Source organism: Cellulomonas sp. NS3 (genome assembly GCF_024757985.1).
Classification (GTDB): domain Bacteria; phylum Actinomycetota; class Actinomycetes; order Actinomycetales; family Cellulomonadaceae; genus Cellulomonas_A.
In genome coordinates, this window is the sequence record NZ_CP103289.1 from 960,795 (window position 1) to 981,368 (window position 20,574).

Consider the following 20,574-nt stretch of genomic DNA (forward strand, 5'->3'; position numbering starts at 1 on the left):
TTGGTCCCGGGGACGGACCCATCGTGGCGGTCGCGGGCCGCGCCCGGCAGGCCCCGCCTCCGGACGCGTCGTCGTCCCGCGACCCGTCGTCCGCATCTGGCTAGACTTCGGCGCGTCCGACGGCAACGGGGCCGATCCGGACGGGCGTGGTTCAGGGGGGCCGCGCCGGTGCCCGAGGAGGTTGCATGCTCACGCTCGGACCCACGAGCCTCACCATCGTCAGTGTCATCGCCGCGATCGCCGTCGCCGCGCTGATCTACGCGGTCGTGCTCAGACGTCAGGTGCTCGCCGCCGGCGAGGGCACCGCGAAGATGCAGGACATCGCGCGCGCCGTGCAGGAGGGCGCGTCGGCGTACCTCGCGCGGCAGTTCAAGACGCTCGCGGCGTTCGCGCTCGTCGTGTTCCTGCTGCTGTTCCTGCTGCCGGGGGACATGGGCATCAAGGTCGGGCGGTCGATCTTCTTCCTCGTCGGCGCCGGGTTCTCGGCGGCGATCGGGTTCCTCGGCATGTGGCTCGCGACGCGGGCGAACCTCCGGGTCGCCGCCGCGGCGTCGTCCCCGGGAGGGCGGGCCGAGGGGGCGCGCATCGCGTTCCGCACCGGCGGCGTCGTCGGCATGTGCGTCGTCGGGCTGGGCCTGCTCGGTGCCGCGTCCGTCGTGCTGATCTACCGCGGCGAGGCGCCCTCGGTGCTCGAGGGCTTCGGATTCGGCGCCGCGCTGCTCGCGATGTTCATGCGCGTCGGCGGCGGCATCTTCACGAAGGCCGCGGACGTCGGTGCGGACCTCGTCGGCAAGGTCGAGCAGAACATCCCCGAGGACGACCCGCGCAACGCCGCCACGATCGCGGACAACGTGGGCGACAACGTCGGGGACTGCGCGGGCATGGCGGCGGACCTCTTCGAGTCCTACGCGGTCACGCTCGTCGCCGCGCTCATCCTGGGCAAGGCCGCGTTCGGCGAGGAGGGTCTCGTGCTCCCGCTCATCGTGACCGCGATCGGCGCGCTCGTCGCGGTCCTCGGCGTCGTCATCACCAAGGTGCGCGGCAACGAGAGCGGGCTCGCAGCCATCAACCGGGGCTTCTACACGGCGGCGCTCGTCGGGGTCCTGCTCGCGGCCGTCGCCGCGTACGTGTACCTGCCGTCGACGTTCGCCGAGCTCACGGGCGGCACCGCGGGCCTCGAGACGCACGGGGGAGACCCGCGGCTCGTCGCGACGCTCGCCGTCGCCATCGGCGTCGTCCTCGCCGGGGTCATCCTGTGGGTCACGGGCTACTTCACCGGCACGACGTCGAAGCCGACCAAGCACGTCGCCCGCACGTCGCTCACGGGTGCCGCGACCGTCGTCCTCTCGGGCATCGGCGTCGGCTTCGAGTCGGCGGTCTACACCGCGGGCATCATCGCGGCCGCGATCTGCGGTGTGTTCCTGCTGGCCGGCGGCTCGGTGTCGCTCGCGCTGTTCCTCATCGCGCTCGCGGGCTGCGGCCTGCTCACCACGGTCGGCGTGATCGTCGCGATGGACACGTTCGGCCCGGTCAGCGACAACGCGCAGGGCATCGCCGAGATGTCGGGCGACGTGACCGAGGAGGGCGCGCAGATCCTCACGGACCTCGACGCCGTCGGGAACACCACCAAGGCCGTGACCAAGGGCATCGCGATCGCGACGGCCGTGCTCGCGGCGACCGCGCTGTTCGGCTCGTACGCGGACGCCGTCTCCACGGCCCTGCGGGACGTCGGTGAGGCCGCGGTGGAGAGCGACATCGTCGCCGCGATGCTGAGCTACTCGATCATCTCGCCGATCACGCTCGTCGGGGTCATCCTGGGCGGCGCGACCGTGTTCCTGTTCTCGGGCCTCCTCATCGACGCGGTGACCCGCGCCGCCGGGGCCATCGTGTTCGAGGTGCGCCGCCAGTTCCGCGACCACCCCGGGATCATGACCGGCGAGGTCCGGCCCGAGTACGGCAAGGTCGTCGACATCTGCACGCGCGACTCGCTGCGGGAGCTCGCGACGCCGGGCCTGCTCGCGGCGTTCGCGCCCATCGCGGTCGGCTTCGGGCTCGGTATCGGCCCGCTCGCCGGGTTCCTCGCCGGCGCGATCGGCGCGGGCGTGCTCATGGCCGTGTTCCTCGCGAACTCGGGCGGGGCGTGGGACAACGCGAAGAAGATCGTCGAGGACGGCCACTACGGCGGCAAGAACTCCGAGGCGCACGCCGCCGTCGTCATCGGCGACACCGTCGGCGACCCGTTCAAGGACACCGCGGGCCCGGCGATCAACCCGCTGATCAAGGTCATGAACCTCGTGGCCCTGCTCATCGCCCCGGCGATCGTCGCGATCAGCGTGGGCGAGGACGCGAACCACGCGCTGCGGCTCGCGATCGCGCTCGCCGCGACGGCCATCGCGTTCGGCGCGGTCATCGCCTCCCGGCTGCGCGCGGCGCGCGTCGACCAGGAGGGCCGCCTCGAGCAGGAGACGCAGCTCGTGCGCTGACGTCGGGACGTGCGCGGGGCGACCCGCGCCGGGAGGTCACGAGGGGATCCGCCGGGGCCGGCGGGTCCCCTCGTGCGTCGGCGGGCGTGTGGCGCGGGCCGCGCTCCGGGGGCGCGCCGGGCGGGCCGACGTCGCGCTGGGCGGGCGTGCCCGGCGCGGAGACGGTGAGATGGGCGCCATGCCGGTGCTGCGCGTGATGACCTACAACCTCAAGGGCCTCAAGCTCGACGCCGCGGCGGCCGCCGCCGTCGTGCGGGCCGCGGACCCCGACGTGGTGGGCGTCCAGGAGCCGCCGCGCGGGCCGCTCGGCCGGTGGCGGCTGCGGCGGTTCGCGCGCGACGCGGGGCTGCGGGTCGTGGTCGGCCACGGCGGTGCACGCACGACGGCGCTGCTGGTGTCCCCGCGCGCGGGGCGGGTCGAGGACGCCCGTGCGGTGCGCCTGCCGTGGTTCGGGGCCCGCGAGCGCCGGACGGCGTGGACGCGCCGCGGCTACGCGCTCGCGACGGTCGACGGCGTGCGGGTCGTGTCGGTGCACCTCTCGCTCGACCGGCTCGAGCGTGCGCGCCACCTGGGCCGCATCCTCGCGGAGGTGGAGGCGACGCCCGGGCCGTGCGTCGTGGTGGGTGACCTCAACGAGCAGCCCGGCGGCGAGACGTGGGGCCGCCTGGGTGCGCTGCTGCGGGACGCGCACGTCGCGGCGGCGCACGACGACGGGGGCGAGGCCCCCGGCCCCGGCGGCGTGGCCGGCCGCGGGTCCGGCAGTGTCGCGGGAGAGCCGGCCCGCACGTTCAGCGCGGTGCGCCCGCGGCGGCGGATCGACGCGGTGCTCGCGAGCGCCGACCTCGTCCCGCGCGGTGCCCGGGTGCCCGACGACGACGCCGCCCGCCGGGCGAGCGACCACCTCCCGATCGTCGCGGAGCTCGAGCTGCCCGGCTGAGGAGGACCGGCTCGCGCCCGCCGAGCCGGCGGCCCGACCCGGCTCGCGCGGGCCGCCGCCCGGTCCGGACCGCCGCGGTCGACCCGGTCGGGGTCACCGCGCGACGGCGCAGCGAGGAGCGCACGGCAGGATGGTCCGGTGACCGAGCCGACCCTGCCGTCCGGAACCCCGCGTACCGACCCGGCGCTGCTCGACGCGTTGCGCGAGGACCTCGCCGGCTCCGGCTACACGGTCGACGGCGTCGAGGACCTGCTCGGTCCGCTCGCGGCGTCGGCGCTGCACCGCGAGGAGGCGGTCCCGGCGCTGCGCGCGACGGCCGGCACGGCCGACCCCCGGGCGGCGCTCGTGCGCGCGTTCGTGCTCGGCGTCGACGTGCCGCGTGCGGACCTCGAGCGCGCGCTCGGGCGGCTCGGCGTCGCGGGCGCCCAGGCGCTCGGGCTGGTCGAGGCCGCGGGCGAGGGACCCGGGGACGCGGTGCGCGCGCGGGTCGACCTCCGGCCGTACGAGGCGGCCGACGGCCTCGACACCGGGACGGCGGCCGCGGACGCGTCGGGCGGCACCGGGGGCGACGCGCAGGGCACCGTCGACTGGTGGGTCGCGTCCGACCTCGGCGAGCTCGCGACGGGCCGGGCGCTGCGCACGGACCACGTGCTCGGCGTCGGCGGCGCGTCGACGACGCTCGCGCAGGTGACCGTGCGGGACCCGCGCGCCCGCGCGCTCGACCTCGGCACGGGGTGCGGCATCCAGGCGCTGCACGCGGCCCGGCACTCCCGGTCGGTCGTCGGGACCGACATCTCCCGTCGCGCGCTCGCGTTCGCGCGGTTCAACGCGGACCTCGCAGGGGTCGCGCGCGACCGGTTCGAGCTGCGCGCGGGCTCGATGCTCGACCCGGTGAGCGGCCCGGACGAGCCGCTGTTCGACCTCGTCGTGTCCAACCCGCCGTTCGTCATCACGCCCCGCTCAGCGGCGGCGGGCCCGCAGGGCGACGTCCCGCTCTACGAGTACCGCGACGGCGGCCGCGCGGGCGACGCGATCGTGCGCGAGCTGGTCACCGGGGTCGGCGCGGTGCTGGCCCCCGGCGGCGTCGCCCAGCTGCTCGGCAACTGGGAGGTCCGCCGCGGCGAGGCGTGGCACGAGCGCGTGGGGGAGTGGGTCGAGGAGTCGGGCCTCGACGGCTGGGTCGTCCAGCGCGAGCTGCAGGACCCCGCGCAGTACGCCGAGACGTGGATCCGCGACGGCGGCACGACGCCGGACCGGGACCCCGAGGCGTGGGCGCAGCGGTACGGCGCGTGGCTCGACGACTTCGCGTCGCGCGACGTCGAGGCCGTCGGCTTCGGGATCGTGACGCTGCGCCGTCCGCTCGACGGCCCGCCGACGATGCGCCGGCTCGAGGAGGTCACGGGCGGGGTCCGTCAGCCGCTCGGCCCCGCGATCGCGGCCTCGCTCGCTGCGCACGCGTGGCTCGCGCGGCGCGACGACGACGCCCTCGCGCGCGAGCACCTGGTCGTCGCGGCCGACGTCACCGAGGAGCGCTACCTCACGCCCGGGCACAGCGACCCGAGCGTCGTGCTGCTCCGCCAGGGCGGTGCGTTCGGCCGGACGGTCCGCGCAGGGACCGCCCTGGCCGGGCTGGTCGGGGCGTGCGACGGCGAGCTCACGGTCGGGCAGGTCGTCGGCGCGCTCGCGTCGCTGCTCGGCGTCGGCGCGGACGACGTCGCCGCCGACGTGCTGCCGAGCGTCCGCGGGCTCGTCCTCGACGGGCTGCTCGCGCCCGCGGGCGCCTGAGGGGTCAGCCCCGCGCGCCGGTCGCCGGAGCCGCCGGCGTCGCGGGCGCCTCCTGGTTGAGCACGAGCTCGACCTCGCCGCGCGCCAGCTCGAGCGTCGCGACCGCGGTCTGGGCCTGCGCGGCGTACCCGATCCGGTCGCTCGCACGCAGGACGTCCCACACGGCGCCACCCTGCTCGGTGCCCATGAGGTCGACGAGCGCGTGCGCCTCCTCGATCAGCGCGTCGAGCTCGGTGCGCTGGGCGGCGAGGACCTGCGCGCCGGCCTCCTCCTCGAGAACGAGCGTCGCGGCCTCGACCCGGTCGGAGACCGAGAAGACCTGGCCGGGGATGGTGCAGTCGACCTCGGTCGAGAACAGGCCCGCGGCGTTGAACCGGGCCTCCTCCTGCGCGGCGCGCACGACCCACTCGTACGTGCGGCCCGTCTCCTCGACCACGAGGTAGCCGAGGCCGTCGGCCGCCATGACCTCGCTGAGGAGGCGGCCGTCGGACAGGAACGCCGCGGCGGTCAGGTCGCCCTCGGTCGTCGGGGTCCCCTCGACCTCGAGGCGCAGCTCGGAGTCGACGCCGGCGTACCCCGCGAGCTGGGCGGTCGCCTCGGTCGCGAGGCACTCGTCGCCCTCCGGCGCGGCCAGGTTCGTCAGGTGGAGCACGCGCTCCTGGCCGTCGAGGCGCACGCGCAGGGTGTCCCCGGACTCGACCGCGGTGACGGTCGCGAGCGTCTCGTCGGCCCCCCGGTCGAGCAGGACGAACCCGGCTGCCCCCACGGCCACGACGAGCACGGCGGCGCCGGCGATCACGAGCTTGGTCCTCACGAGCGTTCCTTTCGACTGTCGCCGCCACGCGTCGGGGGTCGGTCCCGGGCGCGGCAAAGTCGCCCGCCCGGCGACTGCACCGGACGGACGACTGTCGAGCGAGATGTGGTCGGACCATAGCGCCGGTGTGTGAACGCCACGTGTCGCGTCCGCGCCCCGTGTCACGCGTCCGGAGCAACGCGGGGCCTGCGGGGCCCCGGTTCACCCGCCGCCGGGCTCGTTGACCCCCGTCCCGCCCCGGGCCAGGGTGGGCGGATGGGCAGCCACCGGGGGACGCGCGAGCCGGACGGGAGCCCGGCCGCACCCCGGGAGGGGAGCGGCCGGCACGCAGGCCCGGCGCCGGCCGCGCCCGACGCGCCCGCGGCCCCGGCGTCGCCCGCACCCCAGGTGCCGGACGCGCCCGCGGTGCGCGCGGCCGGCCTGCGCGTCGTGCGTGGGGGCCGGCGCGGCACGGTCGTCCTCCCCGGCCTGGACGTCACGGTCCCCGCGGGGCAGGTCGTCGGGCTCCTCGGGCCGAGCGGGAGCGGCAAGAGCACGTTCCTGCGCGCGGTGGTGGGGGTCCAGGAGGTCACCGGGGGAGTCGTGGAGGTCCTGGGGCTGCCCGCGGGGTCGCCCGCGCTGCGGCACCGGGTCGGGTACGTCACGCAGACGCCGAGCGTCTACACCGACCTCACCGTCACCGAGAACCTGCGCTACTTCGCGGCGGTCGTCGGTGCGCCGCCGGGCGACGTCGCGCGCGTGCTCGACGACGTGGACCTCACGCGGCACGCACGCCGGCGCACGGGTGGGCTCTCGGGCGGCGAGCTCGCGCGCGTGTCGCTCGCCGCGGCGCTGCTCGGCAGCCCGGACCTGCTCGTGCTCGACGAGCCGACCGTCGGCCTCGACCCCGTGCTCCGGCGCGACCTCTGGGACCTGTTCCGGCGGCTGCGCGACGGCGGGACGACGCTGCTCGTGTCGAGCCACGTGATGGACGAGGCGACGCGCTGCGACCGGCTCCTCCTGCTGCGCGAGGGACGGCTCGTCGCGGACACGGACCTGCCCCAGCTCCTCGCCCGCACCGGGGCGGCGGACGTCGAGCACGCGTTCCTCACGCTCGTCGAGCGCGACGAGGCGGTGGCCGCCCGGTGAGCGCGCGACTCACGCACGCGACGGCCGCGCGCGTGCTCTCCCAGCTCCGGCACGACCACCGCACGCTCGCGGTCATGCTCGCGCTGCCGTGTGTGCTGCTGGGGCTCGTCGCCTGGATCTTCGACGGCACGCCCGTGCTGGACCGGTTCGGCCCGCTGCTGCTCGGCCTGTTCCCGATGATCGTGATGTTCCTGGTCACGAGCGTGGCGACGCTGCGGGAGCGGACGACGGGCACGCTCGAGCGGCTCATGGCGACCCCGATCGGCCGGGGCGACGTCGTGGCGGGCTACGCGCTCGCGTTCGGGCTCGCCGCCGTCGTGCAGGCGCTCGTGCTGACCGGCGTCGCGGTGGGGCTGCTGGGCATGGACGTCGCCGGGCCGGTGTGGGTCGTCGGGCTCGTCGCGGTGCTGAACGCGGTGCTCGGCTCGACGCTCGGGCTCGCGGCGTCGGTGCTCGCGCGCACCGAGTTCCAGGCGGTCCAGCTCATGCCGGCGATCGTGTTCCCGCAGATCCTCACGTGCGGCATCCTGCTGCCGCGCGACCAGATGCCGGCCCTGCTCGAGGCGGTCTCGCGCGTGCTGCCGCTCACGTACGGGGTCGACGCGCTCCAGGTGCTCGCGGCCGGCGGCGGGCTCGTCGACGTGCGCGGCGACGTGCTCGTGCTCACGGGCTTCATCCTCGCGGCGGTGCTCGTCGGGGCGACGACGCTCCGGCGGCGGACACCCTGACCGGGCGAGGCGGGCCCCGTCGGTAGTCTGGCGCCGTGAGCACTCAGCAGAACGTCCGCGTCGCGGTGCTCGGTGGCGGGGTGATGGGCGAGACGGTGGTCTCGGCGCTCCTGTCCGCGGGCTGGTCCGCGGACGACGTCGACGTGACCGAGCAGTACGCCTCGCGCGCGACCGAGCTCGCGCAGCGGTACGGCGTCAACGCGTCGGACACCAACCCGCACACGGTCCGGCACGCCGAGGTCGTGGTCGTCGCGCTCAAGCCGAACGTGGTCGGTCCCGTGCTCGAGGAGATCGCGGACTCGGTCCGCCCGGGGACGCTGGTCGTGACCGTCGCCGCGGGGCTGCCCGTCGCGTTCTACGAGCAGCGGCTCCCGGAGGGCACGCCGGTCGTCCGCGTCATGCCGAACACGCCCGCGGTCATCGGCCACGGCGCGAGCGCGATCGCCGCCGGCACGCACGCGACCGACGAGCACCTCGCGCTCGTCGAGCGGATCCTCGGCGCGACGGGGCTCGTCGTCCGGGTCGCCGAGAAGGACCTCGACGCCGTCACGGCGATCTCCGGCTCCGGCCCGGCCTACGCGTTCTACGTGATCGACGCGCTCGCGGAGGCCGGCGTGCTGCTCGGGCTCACGCGCGACCTGGCGTCGAGGCTCGCGGTCGCGACGATCGAGGGGGCCGCGGCCCTCGCGCAGCAGAGCGGCGAGCACCCGGTGGTGCTGCGCGAGCGCGTCTCGTCCCCCGGCGGGACGACGGTCGCGGGTGTGCGCGCGCTCGACGCCCACGGGGTGCGCGCCGGGATCCTCGCCGCCGCGGAGGCTGCGCGGGACCGCTCGCGGGAGCTCGCCGCCGAGTCGGCGAAGTAGGCACGGCCGTGACCGCCGGCGTGGGTGCGCCGCGCCCGCCCGCGATGAGCGACGTCGCGCAGCTCGCGGGCGTCTCGCACCAGACCGTCTCGCGCGTCCTGAACGACCACCCGAGCGTGCGCGCGGAGACGCGGGAGCGCGTGCTCGACGCGATCGCGACGCTCGGCTACCGGCGCAACAGCGCCGCGCGGGCGCTCGTGACCCGGCGCTCGGGCACGATCGGCGTCGTCACGACGGGGTCGGTGCTGTTCGGCCCGACCAGCACGCTCGTCGCGCTCGAGGAGGCCGCGCGCGACGCCGGCTACTTCGTGAGCGTCGCGACGATCAGCGTGTTCGACGCCGCGACGATGCACCGGGCGCTCGAGCACTTCATGGGCCAGGGCGTCGAGGGCATCGCGATCATCGCCCCGCAGGTCGAGGTCACCGAGGCGGTCGCGTCGTTCGACGCGCCGGTCCCGGTCGTGATGATCACGAGCTCCGCGCAGCCCGTCGGCTCGACGATCCGGACCGTGACGGTCGAGCAGACCGACGGAGCGCGGCAGGCCACCCGGCACCTCGCCGAGACGGGGCACCGCGAGATCGTGCACCTCGCGGGCCCGCAGGACTGGTTCGACGCGCGCGACCGGCTCGCGGGCTGGCGCGCGGAGTGCGCGGCGCTGGGGCTGGCGACGCCCGAGCACATCGAGGGCGACTGGACGGCCGAGCGCGGCTACGCCGTCGGCCTGCGGCTCGCGCGGGAGGGGGCCCCGAGCGCGGTCTTCGCGGCGAACGACCAGCTCGCGCTGGGCCTGCTGCGCGCGTTCTGGGAGCAGGGGCTGCGCGTGCCGCAGGACGTCGCGGTCGTGGGCTTCGACGACGTCGCGGGCTCGGCGTACTTCATCCCGCCGCTCACGACGGTCCGCCAGGACTTCGCGGCGCTCGGGCGGCTGGCGATCGACGTGCTGTCCGACGCGCTCCAGGGATCCGACGTCCGCCGCCCCGCGATCCCGGCGACGCTCGTCGTACGGGCGAGCTCGGTCGCGCCCGCCGCGCCGGTGGGCTGATCGGTGCGGTCCGCTCGCCGCTCCTTGACACTCGGCATGTGAGCGTTAACATTGACGCGCCGCGGTGTTCTGCCGACGGCGCCCCCGCTGGCGCGCCGACGCAGCCACCGGGTGCCCACCCCGTCACGGACCGGAGCGACATGGCCGTCGATCCCCAGCTCGCCCTCGACCCGCGCGCCGCGATCACGCAGGGCGCGACCGCCCTCGGCATCGAGCTCGGCTCCACCCGCATCAAGGCCTGCCTCGTCGCCCAGGACGGCACCGTCCTCGCGAGCGGCAGCCACGACTGGGAGAACCAGTACGTCGACCGCGTGTGGACGTACTCCCTCGACGCCGTCTGGACCGGCCTGCAGGAGTGCTACGCCGCCCTGCTCGCCGACGCGGAGCAGCGGCACGGCGTGCGGCCGACGACGTTCGGTGCGCTCGGCGTGTCCGCGATGATGCACGGCTACCTCGCGTTCGACGCCGACGGCGAGCTGCTCACCCCGTTCCGCACGTGGCGCAACACGACCACCGAGCGCGCCGCGACGGAGCTCACCGAGCTGTTCGGCTACAACATCCCGCTCCGCTGGTCGGTCGCCCACCTCTACCAGGCGGTCCTCGACGACGAGCCGCACGTCACCGCCGTCGCGTCCGTCACGACGCTCGCGGGCTACGTCCACCGCGCGCTGACGGGCCGGCACGTGCTGGGCGTCGGCGACGCGTCGGGCATGTTCCCGATCGACCCGGCGACCCGCACCTACGACGCGCGCCTGCTCGGGCTGTTCGACGAGCGCGTCGGCGCCCGCCGCCCCGGCCTGCGGCTCGCCGAGCTGCTCCCCGAGGTCCTCGTCGCCGGCCAGGAGGCCGGGCGGCTCACGGCCGAGGGGGCGGCGCTGCTCGACCCCACCGGGACGCTGCAGCCCGGCCTGCCGCTGTGCCCGCCCGAGGGCGACGCGGGCACCGGCATGGTCGCGACCAACGCCGTCGCGCCGCGCACGGGCAACGTCAGCGTGGGCACGAGCATCTTCGCCATGGTCGTCCTCGAGCGGCCGCTCGCGGGGGTCCACGACGAGCTCGACCTCGTGACGACGCCCGCGGGCGACCTCGTCGCGATGGTGCACTGCAACAACGGCGCGAGCGAGCTCGGGGCGTGGGCCGAGGTGTTCGGCCGGTTCGCCACGGTCCTCGGCTCCCCGGCCGCCCCGGACGACGTCTTCGGTGCGCTGCTCCGCGAGGCGCTGGAGGGCGAGGGCGACGGCGGCGGGCTGCTCGCCTACAACTACCTCTCGGGCGAGCCGATCACAGGTCTGGCCGAGGGGCGTCCGCTCGTCGTGCGCACGCCGGGCAGCCGGCTCACGCTCGCCAACTTCATGCGGACCCAGGTGTACGGCGCGTTCGGGACGCTGAGCCTGGGCATGCGTGTGCTCGAGGCGGAGGGCGTCGGCATCAGCACGCTCTTCGCGCACGGCGGCATGTTCCGCACCGCGGGCGTCGCCCAGCGGCTGCTCGCCGCCGCGGTCGGCGCCCCTGTGGCGGTCGCGCGGACGGCGAGCGAGGGCGGGCCCTGGGGGATCGCGGTGCTCGCGGCGTACCTCGCGGTCGCCGACGAGCTCGACCTCGGCGCCTTCCTCGACGCGCGGGTCTTCGGCGACGCGGCGGCGGACGTCGTCGAGCCCGACGCGGCCGACGTCGCCGGCTACGCGGCGTTCCTCGAGCGGTACGTCGCCGGCCTGGCGATCGAGCGCGCCGCGGTCGAGGCGATCGGCCACCAGGACTGACCTGCCCGCACGCGCGGCAGGACGACACGACGCAGGAGGACGGGCATGACGCGAACCCTGGACAGCTACTCGCAGGAGGTGCGCGACGTCGTCGCGCGCACGCGCGAGGTGGTCTCGACGCTGCACGCCGAGCTCCCGCGCTGGGGCCTCGTGGTGTGGACGGCCGGGAACGTCTCGCAGCGCGTCGTCGTCGACCCCGCCGGACCCGGCGGAGACGACCTCTTCGTGATCAAGCCGAGCGGTGTGACGTACGACGAGCTCACGCCGGAGTCGATGGTCGTGTGCGACCTCGACGGCGCCCTCGTCGACGGCAGCCGGGCGCCCTCGTCCGACACCGCCGCGCACGCCTACGTCTACCGGCACATGCCCGAGGTCGGCGGCGTCGTGCACACCCACTCGACGTACGCGACCGCCTGGGCCGCGCGCGCCGAGCCGGTACCGTGCGTGCTGACGATGATGGCCGACGAGTTCGGTGGCGACATCCCGGTCGGCCCGTTCGCGCTCATCGGCGACGACTCGATCGGCCGGGGCATCGTCGAGACGCTGCGCGACTCGCGCAGCCCGGCCGTCCTCATGCGCAACCACGGCCCGTTCACTATCGGGAAGGACGCCAAGGCCGCGGTCAAGGCCGCCGTCATGGTGGAGGAGGTCGCACGCACCGTGCACATCTCCCTCCAGCTCGGCACCCCGCTGCCGATCGGACAGGCGGACATCGACTCGCTGTACGCCCGGTACCAGAACGTCTACGGGCGCACGCCCGCAGCGACCGACGAGCCGGCGACGCCGCCGGTCACGCCCACAGAGCAGGAGAGCACGCGATGACGAAGCCGTACGCGGACCGTGAGGTCTGGTTCCTCACGGGGAGCCAGGACCTGTACGGCGAGGAGACGCTGCGCCAGGTCGCGGAGCAGTCGCAGGCGATCGCGCGCGAGCTCGACGACTCCTCGGACGTCCCGGTCAGCATCGTCTGGAAGCCGGTCCTCAAGGACTCGGCGTCGATCCGCCGGGCCGCGCTCGACGCGAACGCCGACGACAAGGTCATCGGCGTGATCGCGTGGATGCACACGTTCTCGCCCGCGAAGATGTGGATCGCGGGCCTCGACGCGCTGCGCACCCCGCTCCTGCACCTGCACACGCAGGCGAACGTCGAGCTCCCCTGGGACACGATCGACTTCGACTTCATGAACCTCAACCAGGCCGCGCACGGCGACCGCGAGTTCGGGTACATCCAGTCGCGCCTGAACGTCGCGCGCAAGACCGTCGTCGGGCACGTGAGCAACCCGGTCGTGCAGAGGCGCATCGGCACGTGGGTCCGGGCGTCGGCGGCGTGGGCCGCGACGCACGAGCTGAAGCTCGCGCGGTTCGGCGACAACATGCGCAACGTCGCGGTCACCGAGGGCGACAAGACCGAGGCCGAGCTGCGGTTCGGCGTCTCGGTGAACACGTGGGGCGTCAACGACCTGGTCGCGGCGGTCGACGCCGTCGCCGAGCACGCGATCGACCCGCTGGTCGCGGAGTACGAGGACCTGTACGACGTCGCGCCCGAGCTGCGCCGCGGCGGTGAGCGCCACGAGTCGCTGCGCTACGGCGCGCGCCAGGAGCTCGCGCTGCTGCAGCTCCTCGGGGACCTGGGCGCCACGGCGTTCACGACCAACTTCGAGGACCTCGGCGCCCTGCGCCAGCTCCCGGGCCTCGCGGTCCAGCGGCTCATGGCGCAGGGCTTCGGCTTCGGCGCGGAGGGCGACTGGAAGACGGCCGTCCTCGTGCGCGCCGCCAAGGTGATGGGCGCCGGGCTGCCGGGTGGCGCCTCGCTCATGGAGGACTACACGTACGACCTGACGCCGGGCGACGAGAAGATCCTCGGCGCGCACATGCTGGAGATCTGCCCGACGCTCACGACGTCGCGGCCGTCGCTCGAGGTGCACCCGCTCGGGATCGGCGGCAAGGAGGACCCGGTCCGCCTGGTCTTCGACACCGACCCGGGCCCGGGCGTCGTCGTGGCGCTGTCCGACATGCGCGACCGCTTCCGGCTCACGGCCAACGCGGTCGACGTCGTGGCGCCCGACGCGGCGCTGCCGAACCTGCCGGTCGCGCGTGCCGTGTGGCGTCCGCAGCCGGACTTCGCGACGTCCGCCGAGTCGTGGCTCACGGCCGGCGCCGCGCACCACACGGTGCTCACGACGGCGGTCGGGGTCGAGGCGTTCGAGGACTTCGCCGAGATCGCCCGCACGGAGCTGCTGGTCATCGACGCGGACACCACGCGGCGCGGCTTCCGGGAGCAGGTCCGCTGGAACGCCGCGTACTACCGACTCGCCCAGACGATCTGAGGTCTTCGCCCTTTCGTTCGACATGTGAATGCAAGCGCACCCCGGTCCTCGGGTGAGGACCGGGGTGCAGTTGCGCCCGGGGAGGTCTGCTCGCGACGTGGGAGCGCTCCTGGCCTGCGAGAACTCACCCGCCCCGTTATCAACTTGCAACTCGATGGCCCCCTCGCTGCCTTGACTTCTTGAATCCAACGTCAGGACACTGGTCCAGCACGCTTCCCCGTGCACACGGTGGCGTCCCCAGCGCCGCCGGTGAGCTCCCGGCCCGGGGCGAGGTCGCCCCGGAGCGCGGACCACACACCGCAGCACCCTCTCGAGGAGGAGATGGTCATGAAGAGGTTCAAGTTCGCAGCAGTTGGTGCTGCTCTCGTGCTCAGCCTGACGGCATGCGCAGGCGAGGGCGCCGGCAGCACGTCCGACGAGTCCGCCGGTGCCGGCAGCGACGACGGCCAGAAGTCCGTCGGCGTGGCCATGCCGACCGAGACGTCGGAGCGCTGGATCGCCGACGGCAACGCCGTCAAGGAAGGCCTCGAGGGCGCGGGCTACACCGTCGACCTCCAGTACGCCGGCGACGACATCCCCACCCAGTCGCAGCAGATCGACCAGATGATCACCAAGGGCGTCGACCTGCTCATCGTCGCCTCGATCGACGGCACCGCGCTCTCGAGCCAGCTCCAGGCCGCGGCCGACGCCGGCATCCCGGTCATCGCGTACGACCGCCTGATCCGCGACACCGAGAACGTCGACCACTACGTCACGTTCGACAACTACAAGGTCGGCGTCCAGCAGGCCACGTCGCTGCTCGTGGGCCTCGGCCTGCAGACGGCCGACGGCGCCGAGGGCACCGCGACCGGCCCGTTCAACGTCGAGCTCTTCGCGGGCTCGCTGGACGACAACAACGCGCACTTCTTCTGGGACGGCGCGTACGACACGCTCAAGCCCTTCATCGACTCCGGCAAGATCGTCGTCCCCTCGGGCCAGACGACCATCGAGCAGGCGGCGACGCTGCGCTGGCTCCAGGAGACGGCGCAGAAGCGCATGGAGGACCTGCTGACGGCCTCGTACTCCGGCGGCCAGAAGGTCGACGGCGTGCTCTCGCCGTACGACGGCATCTCGCGCGGCATCATCACGGCGCTGCAGAACGCCGGCTACGGCTCCGGTGACTCGGCCATGCCGATCATCACCGGCCAGGACGCCGAGATCGCCTCCGTCAAGCTCATCCGTGACGGCGTGCAGTTCTCGACGATCTTCAAGGACACCCGCAAGCTCGCGGCCCAGGCCGTCGCGGCGTCCGAGGACTTCCTCTCGGGCAGCGAGCCCGAGGCGAACGACACGAAGACGTACCACAACGGCGTCAAGGTCGTCCCGTCCTTCCTGCTCGAGTCGGACATCGTCTACGCCGACAACATCCAGTCGCTCCTGATCGACACGGAGTACTGGACCGAGGAGCAGGTCGCGTCCGGCCAGGCGTGACCTGACCCGACCGACCAGCGCGCCCCACGGCGCACCGGTACCAGCCCCGCCGGGCAGCACGCGACGCGTGCTGCCCGGCAGGGCTGCGGACCCCCACACCGCACCTAGTAGGACGGTCGAGCATGACCACCCAGAACATCCTGGAAATGCACTCCATCACCAAGACCTTCCCCGGGGTCAAGGCGCTGCAGGACGTCTCGCTCGCCGTGCGGCGCGGTGAGATCCACGCGATCTGCGGCGAGAACGGTGCCGGGAAGTCGACGCTGATGAAGGTGCTCTCGGGGGTCTACCCCGCGGGCACGTACGACGGCGAGATCCGCTTCGAGGGCCAGCCGGTCGAGTTCGGCTCGATCAACGACTCCGAGGACCGCGGGATCGTGATCATCCACCAGGAGCTCGCGCTCGTGCCGTTCCTGTCGGTCGCGGAGAACATCTTCCTGGGCAACGAGCGCCAGGGCCGCGGCCTCATCGACTGGAACCGCACGAACCACGAGGCGGCCGAGCTCCTCGCGCGCGTCGGCCTCCACGAGAACCCCGTGACCCCCGTCGGTCAGCTCGGCGTGGGCAAGCAGCAGCTCGTCGAGATCGCCAAGGCGCTGTCCAAGCGCGTCAAGCTGCTGATCCTCGACGAGCCGACCGCCGCGCTCAACGACTCCGACTCGGCGCACCTGCTGGGCCTGCTGCGTCAGCTGCAGGAGCAGGGCATCACGTCGATCATGATCTCCCACAAGCTCAACGAGATCGCCGAGATCGCCGACTCCACGACGATCATCCGCGACGGCCGCACGATCGAGACCCTCGACATGAAGGCCGACGCGGTCACGCAGGAGCGCATCATCAAGGCGATGGTCGGCCGCGACCTCGACCACCGGTACCCCGAGCACACCCCCACGATCGGCGCCGAGGTCCTGCGCGTCGAGGACTGGACGGTCTACCACCCCACGCAGGTGGACCGCGTCGTCGTCGACCACGCGAACCTCGACGTCCACGCCGGCGAGATCGTCGGCATCGCGGGCCTCATGGGCGCGGGCCGCACCGAGCTCGCGATGAGCCTGTTCGGGCGCAGCTACGGCCGCAACATCTCGGGCAAGGTCTTCCTGCACGGCAAGGAGATCCAGACCCGGACCGTCTCGGAGGCCATCGACCACGGCCTCGCGTACGCGACCGAGGACCGCAAGAAGTACGGCCTCAACCTCATCGAGGACATCCGCTCGAACGTCAGCGCGGCCAACCTCGGCGGGCTCTCGAAGCTCGGCTGGATCAACGGCAACGAGGAGATCAAGGTCGCCGAGGAGTACCGGGCGAGCATGAACATCAAGTCGCCGACGGTCATGGCCCTCACGGGCAAGCTCTCAGGCGGCAACCAGCAGAAGGTCGTGCTGAGCAAGTGGATCTTCACCGATCCGCAGGTGCTCATCCTCGACGAGCCGACGCGCGGCATCGACGTCGGCGCCAAGTACGAGATCTACACCATCATCAACGGCCTCGCCGACGCGGGGAAGGCGGTCATCGTCATCTCCTCCGAGCTCCCTGAGCTGCTCGGGATCTGCGACCGCATCTTCACGCTGTCCGCCGGTCGCATCACCGGCGTGCTCACGCGCGAGGACGCGACGCAGGAAGGCCTCATGGAGCTCATGACCAAGGAAAGGGAGACAGTCCGATGACTGCGGTATCGGCCTTCAGGGAGATCTTCACGCGCAACCTGCGCCAGAGCGGCATCTACATCGCGTTCGTCGCGATCGTCGGGCTGTTCACGATCCTCACGGACGGCATCCTGCTCAGCCCGATCAACATCACGAACATCGTGCTGCAGTACTCCTACATCCTGATCCTCGCGATCGGCATGGTGATCGTCATCATCGCCGGGCACATCGACCTGTCGGTCGGCTCGGTCGTAGCGCTCACGGGTGCGGTGTCCGCGGTCCTGGTGATCAAGAACGGCCAGCCGTGGTGGGTCGGCATCCTCGCCGCGATCGCGGTCGGCGCGGTCGTCGGCGCCTGGCAGGGCTTCTGGGTCGCGTACGTGGGGATCCCCGCGTTCATCGTGACGCTCGCGGGCATGCTCCTGTTCCGCGGCATGACGCTGCAGGTGCTGCAGAACATCTCGCTCTCGCCGTTCCCGGCCGAGTACCAGAAGGTCGCCGGCGGGTTCCTCAACGGCTTCCTCGGTGGTCAGGGCTTCGACGTCTTCACGCTCGTCATCGCCGCGCTCGCGGTCGTCGGCTACGCGGTGAGCGCGTTCCGCTCGCGCGTCGCCCGGCTCCGCTACAAGCAGGCCGTCGAGGCGTTCCCGCTGTTCGTGCTCCGCCTCGTGCTGATCGGCGCCGTCGTCATGGCGTTCGCCTACCAGCTCTCGCGCAGCCGCGGCCTGCCGATCGTGCTGATCATCCTCGGCGTGCTCGTGCTCGCCTACTCGGTGGTCACGAACCGCACGGTCTTCGGCCGGCACGTGTACTCGATCGGTGGCAACCTGCACGCCGCGCAGCTCTCGGGCGTCAAGGTCAAGAAGGTCAACTTCTGGATCTTCGTCAACATGGGGCTGCTCTCGGCCGTCGCCGGTGTCGTGTACTCCTCGCGCTCGAACGGCGCGCAGCCGGCCGCCGGCGAGATGTTCGAGCTCGACGCGATCGCCGCGTGCTTCATCGGCGGCGCGTCGACGACCGGTGGTGTCGGCAAGGTCACCGGTGCGATGGTCGGTGGTCTGATCATGGGCGTCATGAGCAACGGCATGCAGCTCATGGGCATCGACCAGTCGGTCCAGCAGATGATCAAGGGCCTCGTGCTGCTGCTGGCCGTCGCGTTCGACATCTACAACAAGCGCCGCGCGAGCACCGCGCGCAGCTGACGCAGGCGGGCCGCCGAGCAGGCGGTCGACGAAGGGCCCCCGTGCACCGTGCGCACGGGGGCCCGTCGTGCGTCCGGGCCGGTGCGTGCTCAGGCGACCGCGAACGCCTCGGTCACGAGGGCCGCGACGCGCGCGATCACCGCCGCGCTCGCCTCGACCGAGCCGGTGCCGGCCGCGGTCGGCGAGGTGTAGACCGCGAGCACGACCGGCGCGCCCGACGGCGGCCAGAGCACCGCGACGTCGTGCACCTCGCCGTTCGGGCCGGTGCCGGTCTTGTCGCCGACGGTCCACCCCTCCGGGACGCCCGCGCGGATCCGGTCGGCGCCCGTCGTGCTTCCGCGCATCCACCCCACGAGGGGGTCGCGGCTCTCGGGCGGCAGGCCCTCCTCGACGGCGAGGAGCCGCAGGTCGGCGGCGACCTGGGCGGGCGTGGAGGTGTCGCGCTCGTCGCCGGGCGCGCCCTGGTTGAGCTCCGGCTCCAGGCGGTCGAGGCGGGTGACCTCGTCGCCGAGCGTGCGCACGTACGCGGTGACGCCGGCCGGGCCGCCGACGAGGGTCATGAGCGCGTTGGCGGCGGTGTTGTCGCTCTGGGTGATCGCCGCGTCGCACAGCACCGCGACGGGCAGCTCCCCGCCCTCGTGCTCGGCGGTGACGGGGGAGTGGTCGACGACCTCGCCGGCCGGGATCGGGACGGGCTCGCCGAGCAGCGCAGGGCGCTCGGCGCGCAGCGCGAGGGCGGCCGCGACGACGAGGACCTTCGCGGTCGAGCACAGCAGCACGCGCTCGTCGGCCCGGTGCCCGACGACCGCGCCGGTCCCCGTGTCGATCGCGGCGACCCCGAGCGTCAGCCCCGCCTCGGTCTCGAGCGCCGCGATGGCGGCCTGCACCGCGGCGGTGTCGACCGCCGGGGCACCCTGCGCCGACGTGGCGGCCGGCGTCCCGGTGGGCGACGGCGTCGACGTGGCCGCGGCGTCGGGGGAGCCGGGCGTGCAGCCGACGAGCGGGACCGCGAGGCCCGCGAGCCCGGCGAGGAGCACCGTGCGCCTCGTGGGTCCGCCGGGGTGCGCGGTGCGCGCCGCGGCGGGCCCGGTGCGTGCGTGCCTCGCTTCCCGTGCCGTGCCGGCCGTCGTGCCGGTCGCTGTGGGCGTGCGCCAGACGTGCGCTCCGTCGTGCATGCCGGTCCCTCTCGTTCCCTGCCGACCCCCGTCGCGGGTGATCCTACGGACGCACCCGGGGCGGTGGTCCCGGCGGCGTTACCAAGACGTGATCCAAGGCCTCTTGTCATCGGACATGTGAGCGCTAACATCGGGTACAGCGGGTCGAAGACGACTCGGCGTTGCTGCTCAAGGAGGAGAAGCATGGTCAGCAGGAAGAACGCTCGGCACCGCCTCGCGGGTGCGTTCGCCGGCGTCGCGGTGCTCGCGCTCGGCCTCACCGCGTGCGGGGGCGGCGGCGGGGACACCGATGCCGGCGGGGACGCCGACGCAGGTGGCGACGCGGGCGGCGGCGACCTCATCACCGTCGGGTTCGCCCAGGTCGGCGCCGAGAGCGGCTGGCGCGCCGCCAACACGAAGTCGATCCAGGACACCCTGACCAAGGAGAACGGGTTCGACCTCAAGTTCTCCGACGCGCAGCAGAAGCAGGAGAACCAGATCCAGGCGATCCGGTCCTACATCGCGCAGGGCGTCGACGTCATCGCGTTCTCCCCGGTCGTCGAGTCCGGCTGGGACGCCGTGCTCGAGGAGGCCAAGGCCGCCGACATCCCCGTCGTGCTGACGGACCGCGCCGTCGACTCCGAGGACGAGTCCCTCTACGTGAGCTTCCTCGGCTCCGACTTCGTCGTCGAGGGCGAGAAGGCCGGCCAGTGGGTCGTCGACGAGTTCGGCGACGAGGAGGTCAACATCGTCGAGCTCCAGGGCACCACGGGCTCCGCGCCGGCGAACGACCGCAAGGCGGGCTTCGAGTCCGTGATCGAGGGCCACGACAACCTCAAGATCATCGCGTCGCAGACCGGCAACTTCACGCGGTCCGAGGGCAAGACGGTCATGGAGGGCTTCCTCCAGGCCAACCCGGACATCGACCTCGTCTACGCGCACAACGACGACATGGGCCTCGGCGCCATGGAGGCCATCGAGGCCGCGGGCAAGGTCCCGGGCGTCGACATCAAGATCGTCACGATCGACGCGGTCAAGGACGGCATGCAGGCGCTCGCCGACGGGAAGTTCAACTTCATCGTCGAGTGCTCCCCGCTGCTCGGCCCGCAGCTCGCCGAGATCGTCAAGCAGGTCGTCGCCGGTGAGACCCCCGAGAAGAGGATCATCACCGAGGAGACCACGTTCACCCAGGAGCAGGCCAAGGAGGCCCTGCCCGACCGTCAGTACTGACGCGCGA

General features: G+C 73.4%; 16 protein-coding genes. 14 read left to right on the plus strand and 2 right to left on the minus strand.

Going from position 1 to position 20,574, the window contains the following annotated elements; genetic code table 11:
* The first annotated feature begins 185 nt into the window (after positions 1-185).
* The 3 genes from NXY84_RS04555 to NXY84_RS04565 all read left to right on the plus strand — a co-directional run bounded on the left by NXY84_RS04555 (position 186) and on the right by NXY84_RS04565 (position 5,205).
* Positions 186-2,483 (plus strand): sodium-translocating pyrophosphatase, encoded by a 2,298-nt coding sequence (locus NXY84_RS04555; RefSeq protein ID WP_258725976.1) that lies wholly within the window; start codon positions 186-188, stop codon positions 2,481-2,483.
* Between the two features lie 178 nt (positions 2,484-2,661).
* Positions 2,662-3,420, plus strand: a complete 759-nt coding sequence (locus NXY84_RS04560) for an endonuclease/exonuclease/phosphatase family protein (protein WP_258725977.1) — start codon at positions 2,662-2,664, stop codon at positions 3,418-3,420.
* A 138-nt stretch (positions 3,421-3,558) separates the two neighbouring features.
* Entirely contained in the window at positions 3,559-5,205 is a 1,647-nt protein-coding gene (locus tag NXY84_RS04565) for a N5-glutamine methyltransferase family protein (protein WP_258725978.1), read from the plus strand.
* A 4-nt stretch (positions 5,206-5,209) separates the two neighbouring features.
* Here NXY84_RS04565 and NXY84_RS04570 read toward each other — a convergent pair whose 3' ends face one another.
* Positions 5,210-6,019, minus strand: coding sequence for a thermonuclease family protein (locus NXY84_RS04570; RefSeq protein ID WP_258725979.1), 810 nt, complete (start codon positions 6,017-6,019; stop codon positions 5,210-5,212).
* Positions 6,020-6,274: 255 nt separating this feature from the next.
* On the opposite strand from NXY84_RS04570, the gene NXY84_RS04575 reads away from it, so the two are divergent.
* From NXY84_RS04575 to mmsB, 10 genes are all read left to right on the plus strand, one after another.
* Complete coding sequence (locus tag NXY84_RS04575) at positions 6,275-7,147, plus strand: ABC transporter ATP-binding protein (RefSeq protein WP_258725980.1); 873 nt, start codon at positions 6,275-6,277, stop codon at positions 7,145-7,147.
* On the plus strand, positions 7,144-7,875 hold the full coding sequence (locus NXY84_RS04580; RefSeq protein ID WP_258725981.1) for an ABC transporter permease: 732 nt from the start codon (positions 7,144-7,146) through the stop codon (positions 7,873-7,875). Before NXY84_RS04575 ends, NXY84_RS04580 begins: the two co-directional genes overlap by 4 nt.
* A gap of 35 nt (positions 7,876-7,910) precedes the next feature.
* Positions 7,911-8,738 carry a pyrroline-5-carboxylate reductase gene (gene proC, locus NXY84_RS04585; protein WP_258725982.1) on the plus strand — a complete coding sequence of 276 codons (828 nt, stop codon included), beginning with the start codon at positions 7,911-7,913 and terminating at the stop codon, positions 8,736-8,738.
* Between the two features lie 8 nt (positions 8,739-8,746).
* On the plus strand, positions 8,747-9,781 hold the full coding sequence (locus NXY84_RS04590) for a LacI family DNA-binding transcriptional regulator (RefSeq protein WP_309485056.1): 1,035 nt from the start codon (positions 8,747-8,749) through the stop codon (positions 9,779-9,781).
* A 140-nt stretch (positions 9,782-9,921) separates the two neighbouring features.
* Positions 9,922-11,541, plus strand: coding sequence for a xylulokinase (locus NXY84_RS04595; protein WP_258725983.1), 1,620 nt, complete (start codon positions 9,922-9,924; stop codon positions 11,539-11,541).
* A 45-nt stretch (positions 11,542-11,586) separates the two neighbouring features.
* Positions 11,587-12,363 (plus strand): L-ribulose-5-phosphate 4-epimerase, encoded by a 777-nt coding sequence (locus tag NXY84_RS04600; RefSeq protein WP_258725984.1) that lies wholly within the window; start codon positions 11,587-11,589, stop codon positions 12,361-12,363.
* The gene (araA, locus tag NXY84_RS04605) at positions 12,360-13,868 is read left to right on the plus strand and encodes an L-arabinose isomerase (RefSeq protein ID WP_258725985.1); all 1,509 of its coding nucleotides are present in this window, start codon (positions 12,360-12,362) and stop codon (positions 13,866-13,868) included. The genes NXY84_RS04600 and araA overlap by 4 nt, the downstream gene beginning before the upstream one ends.
* Positions 13,869-14,195: 327 nt before the next feature.
* Positions 14,196-15,338 carry a multiple monosaccharide ABC transporter substrate-binding protein gene (gene chvE / locus NXY84_RS04610; protein WP_258725986.1) on the plus strand — a complete coding sequence of 381 codons (1,143 nt, stop codon included), beginning with the start codon at positions 14,196-14,198 and terminating at the stop codon, positions 15,336-15,338.
* Positions 15,339-15,460: 122 nt separating this feature from the next.
* Positions 15,461-17,002, plus strand: a complete 1,542-nt coding sequence (gene mmsA, locus NXY84_RS04615; protein WP_258725987.1) for a multiple monosaccharide ABC transporter ATP-binding protein — start codon at positions 15,461-15,463, stop codon at positions 17,000-17,002.
* A complete protein-coding gene (gene mmsB, locus NXY84_RS04620; protein ID WP_258725988.1) occupies positions 16,999-18,183 on the plus strand; it encodes a multiple monosaccharide ABC transporter permease in 1,185 nt (394 codons plus the stop codon). The genes mmsA and mmsB overlap by 4 nt, the downstream gene beginning before the upstream one ends.
* Before the next feature lie 89 nt (positions 18,184-18,272).
* Here mmsB and bla read toward each other — a convergent pair whose 3' ends face one another.
* On the minus strand, positions 18,273-19,358 hold the full coding sequence (bla, locus tag NXY84_RS04625) for a class A beta-lactamase (protein WP_258725989.1): 1,086 nt from the start codon (positions 19,356-19,358) through the stop codon (positions 18,273-18,275).
* A 183-nt stretch (positions 19,359-19,541) separates the two neighbouring features.
* On the opposite strand from bla, the gene NXY84_RS04630 reads away from it, so the two are divergent.
* On the plus strand, positions 19,542-20,567 hold the full coding sequence (locus tag NXY84_RS04630) for an ABC transporter substrate-binding protein (protein ID WP_258725990.1): 1,026 nt from the start codon (positions 19,542-19,544) through the stop codon (positions 20,565-20,567).
* Positions 20,568-20,574: the final 7 nt, after the last annotated feature.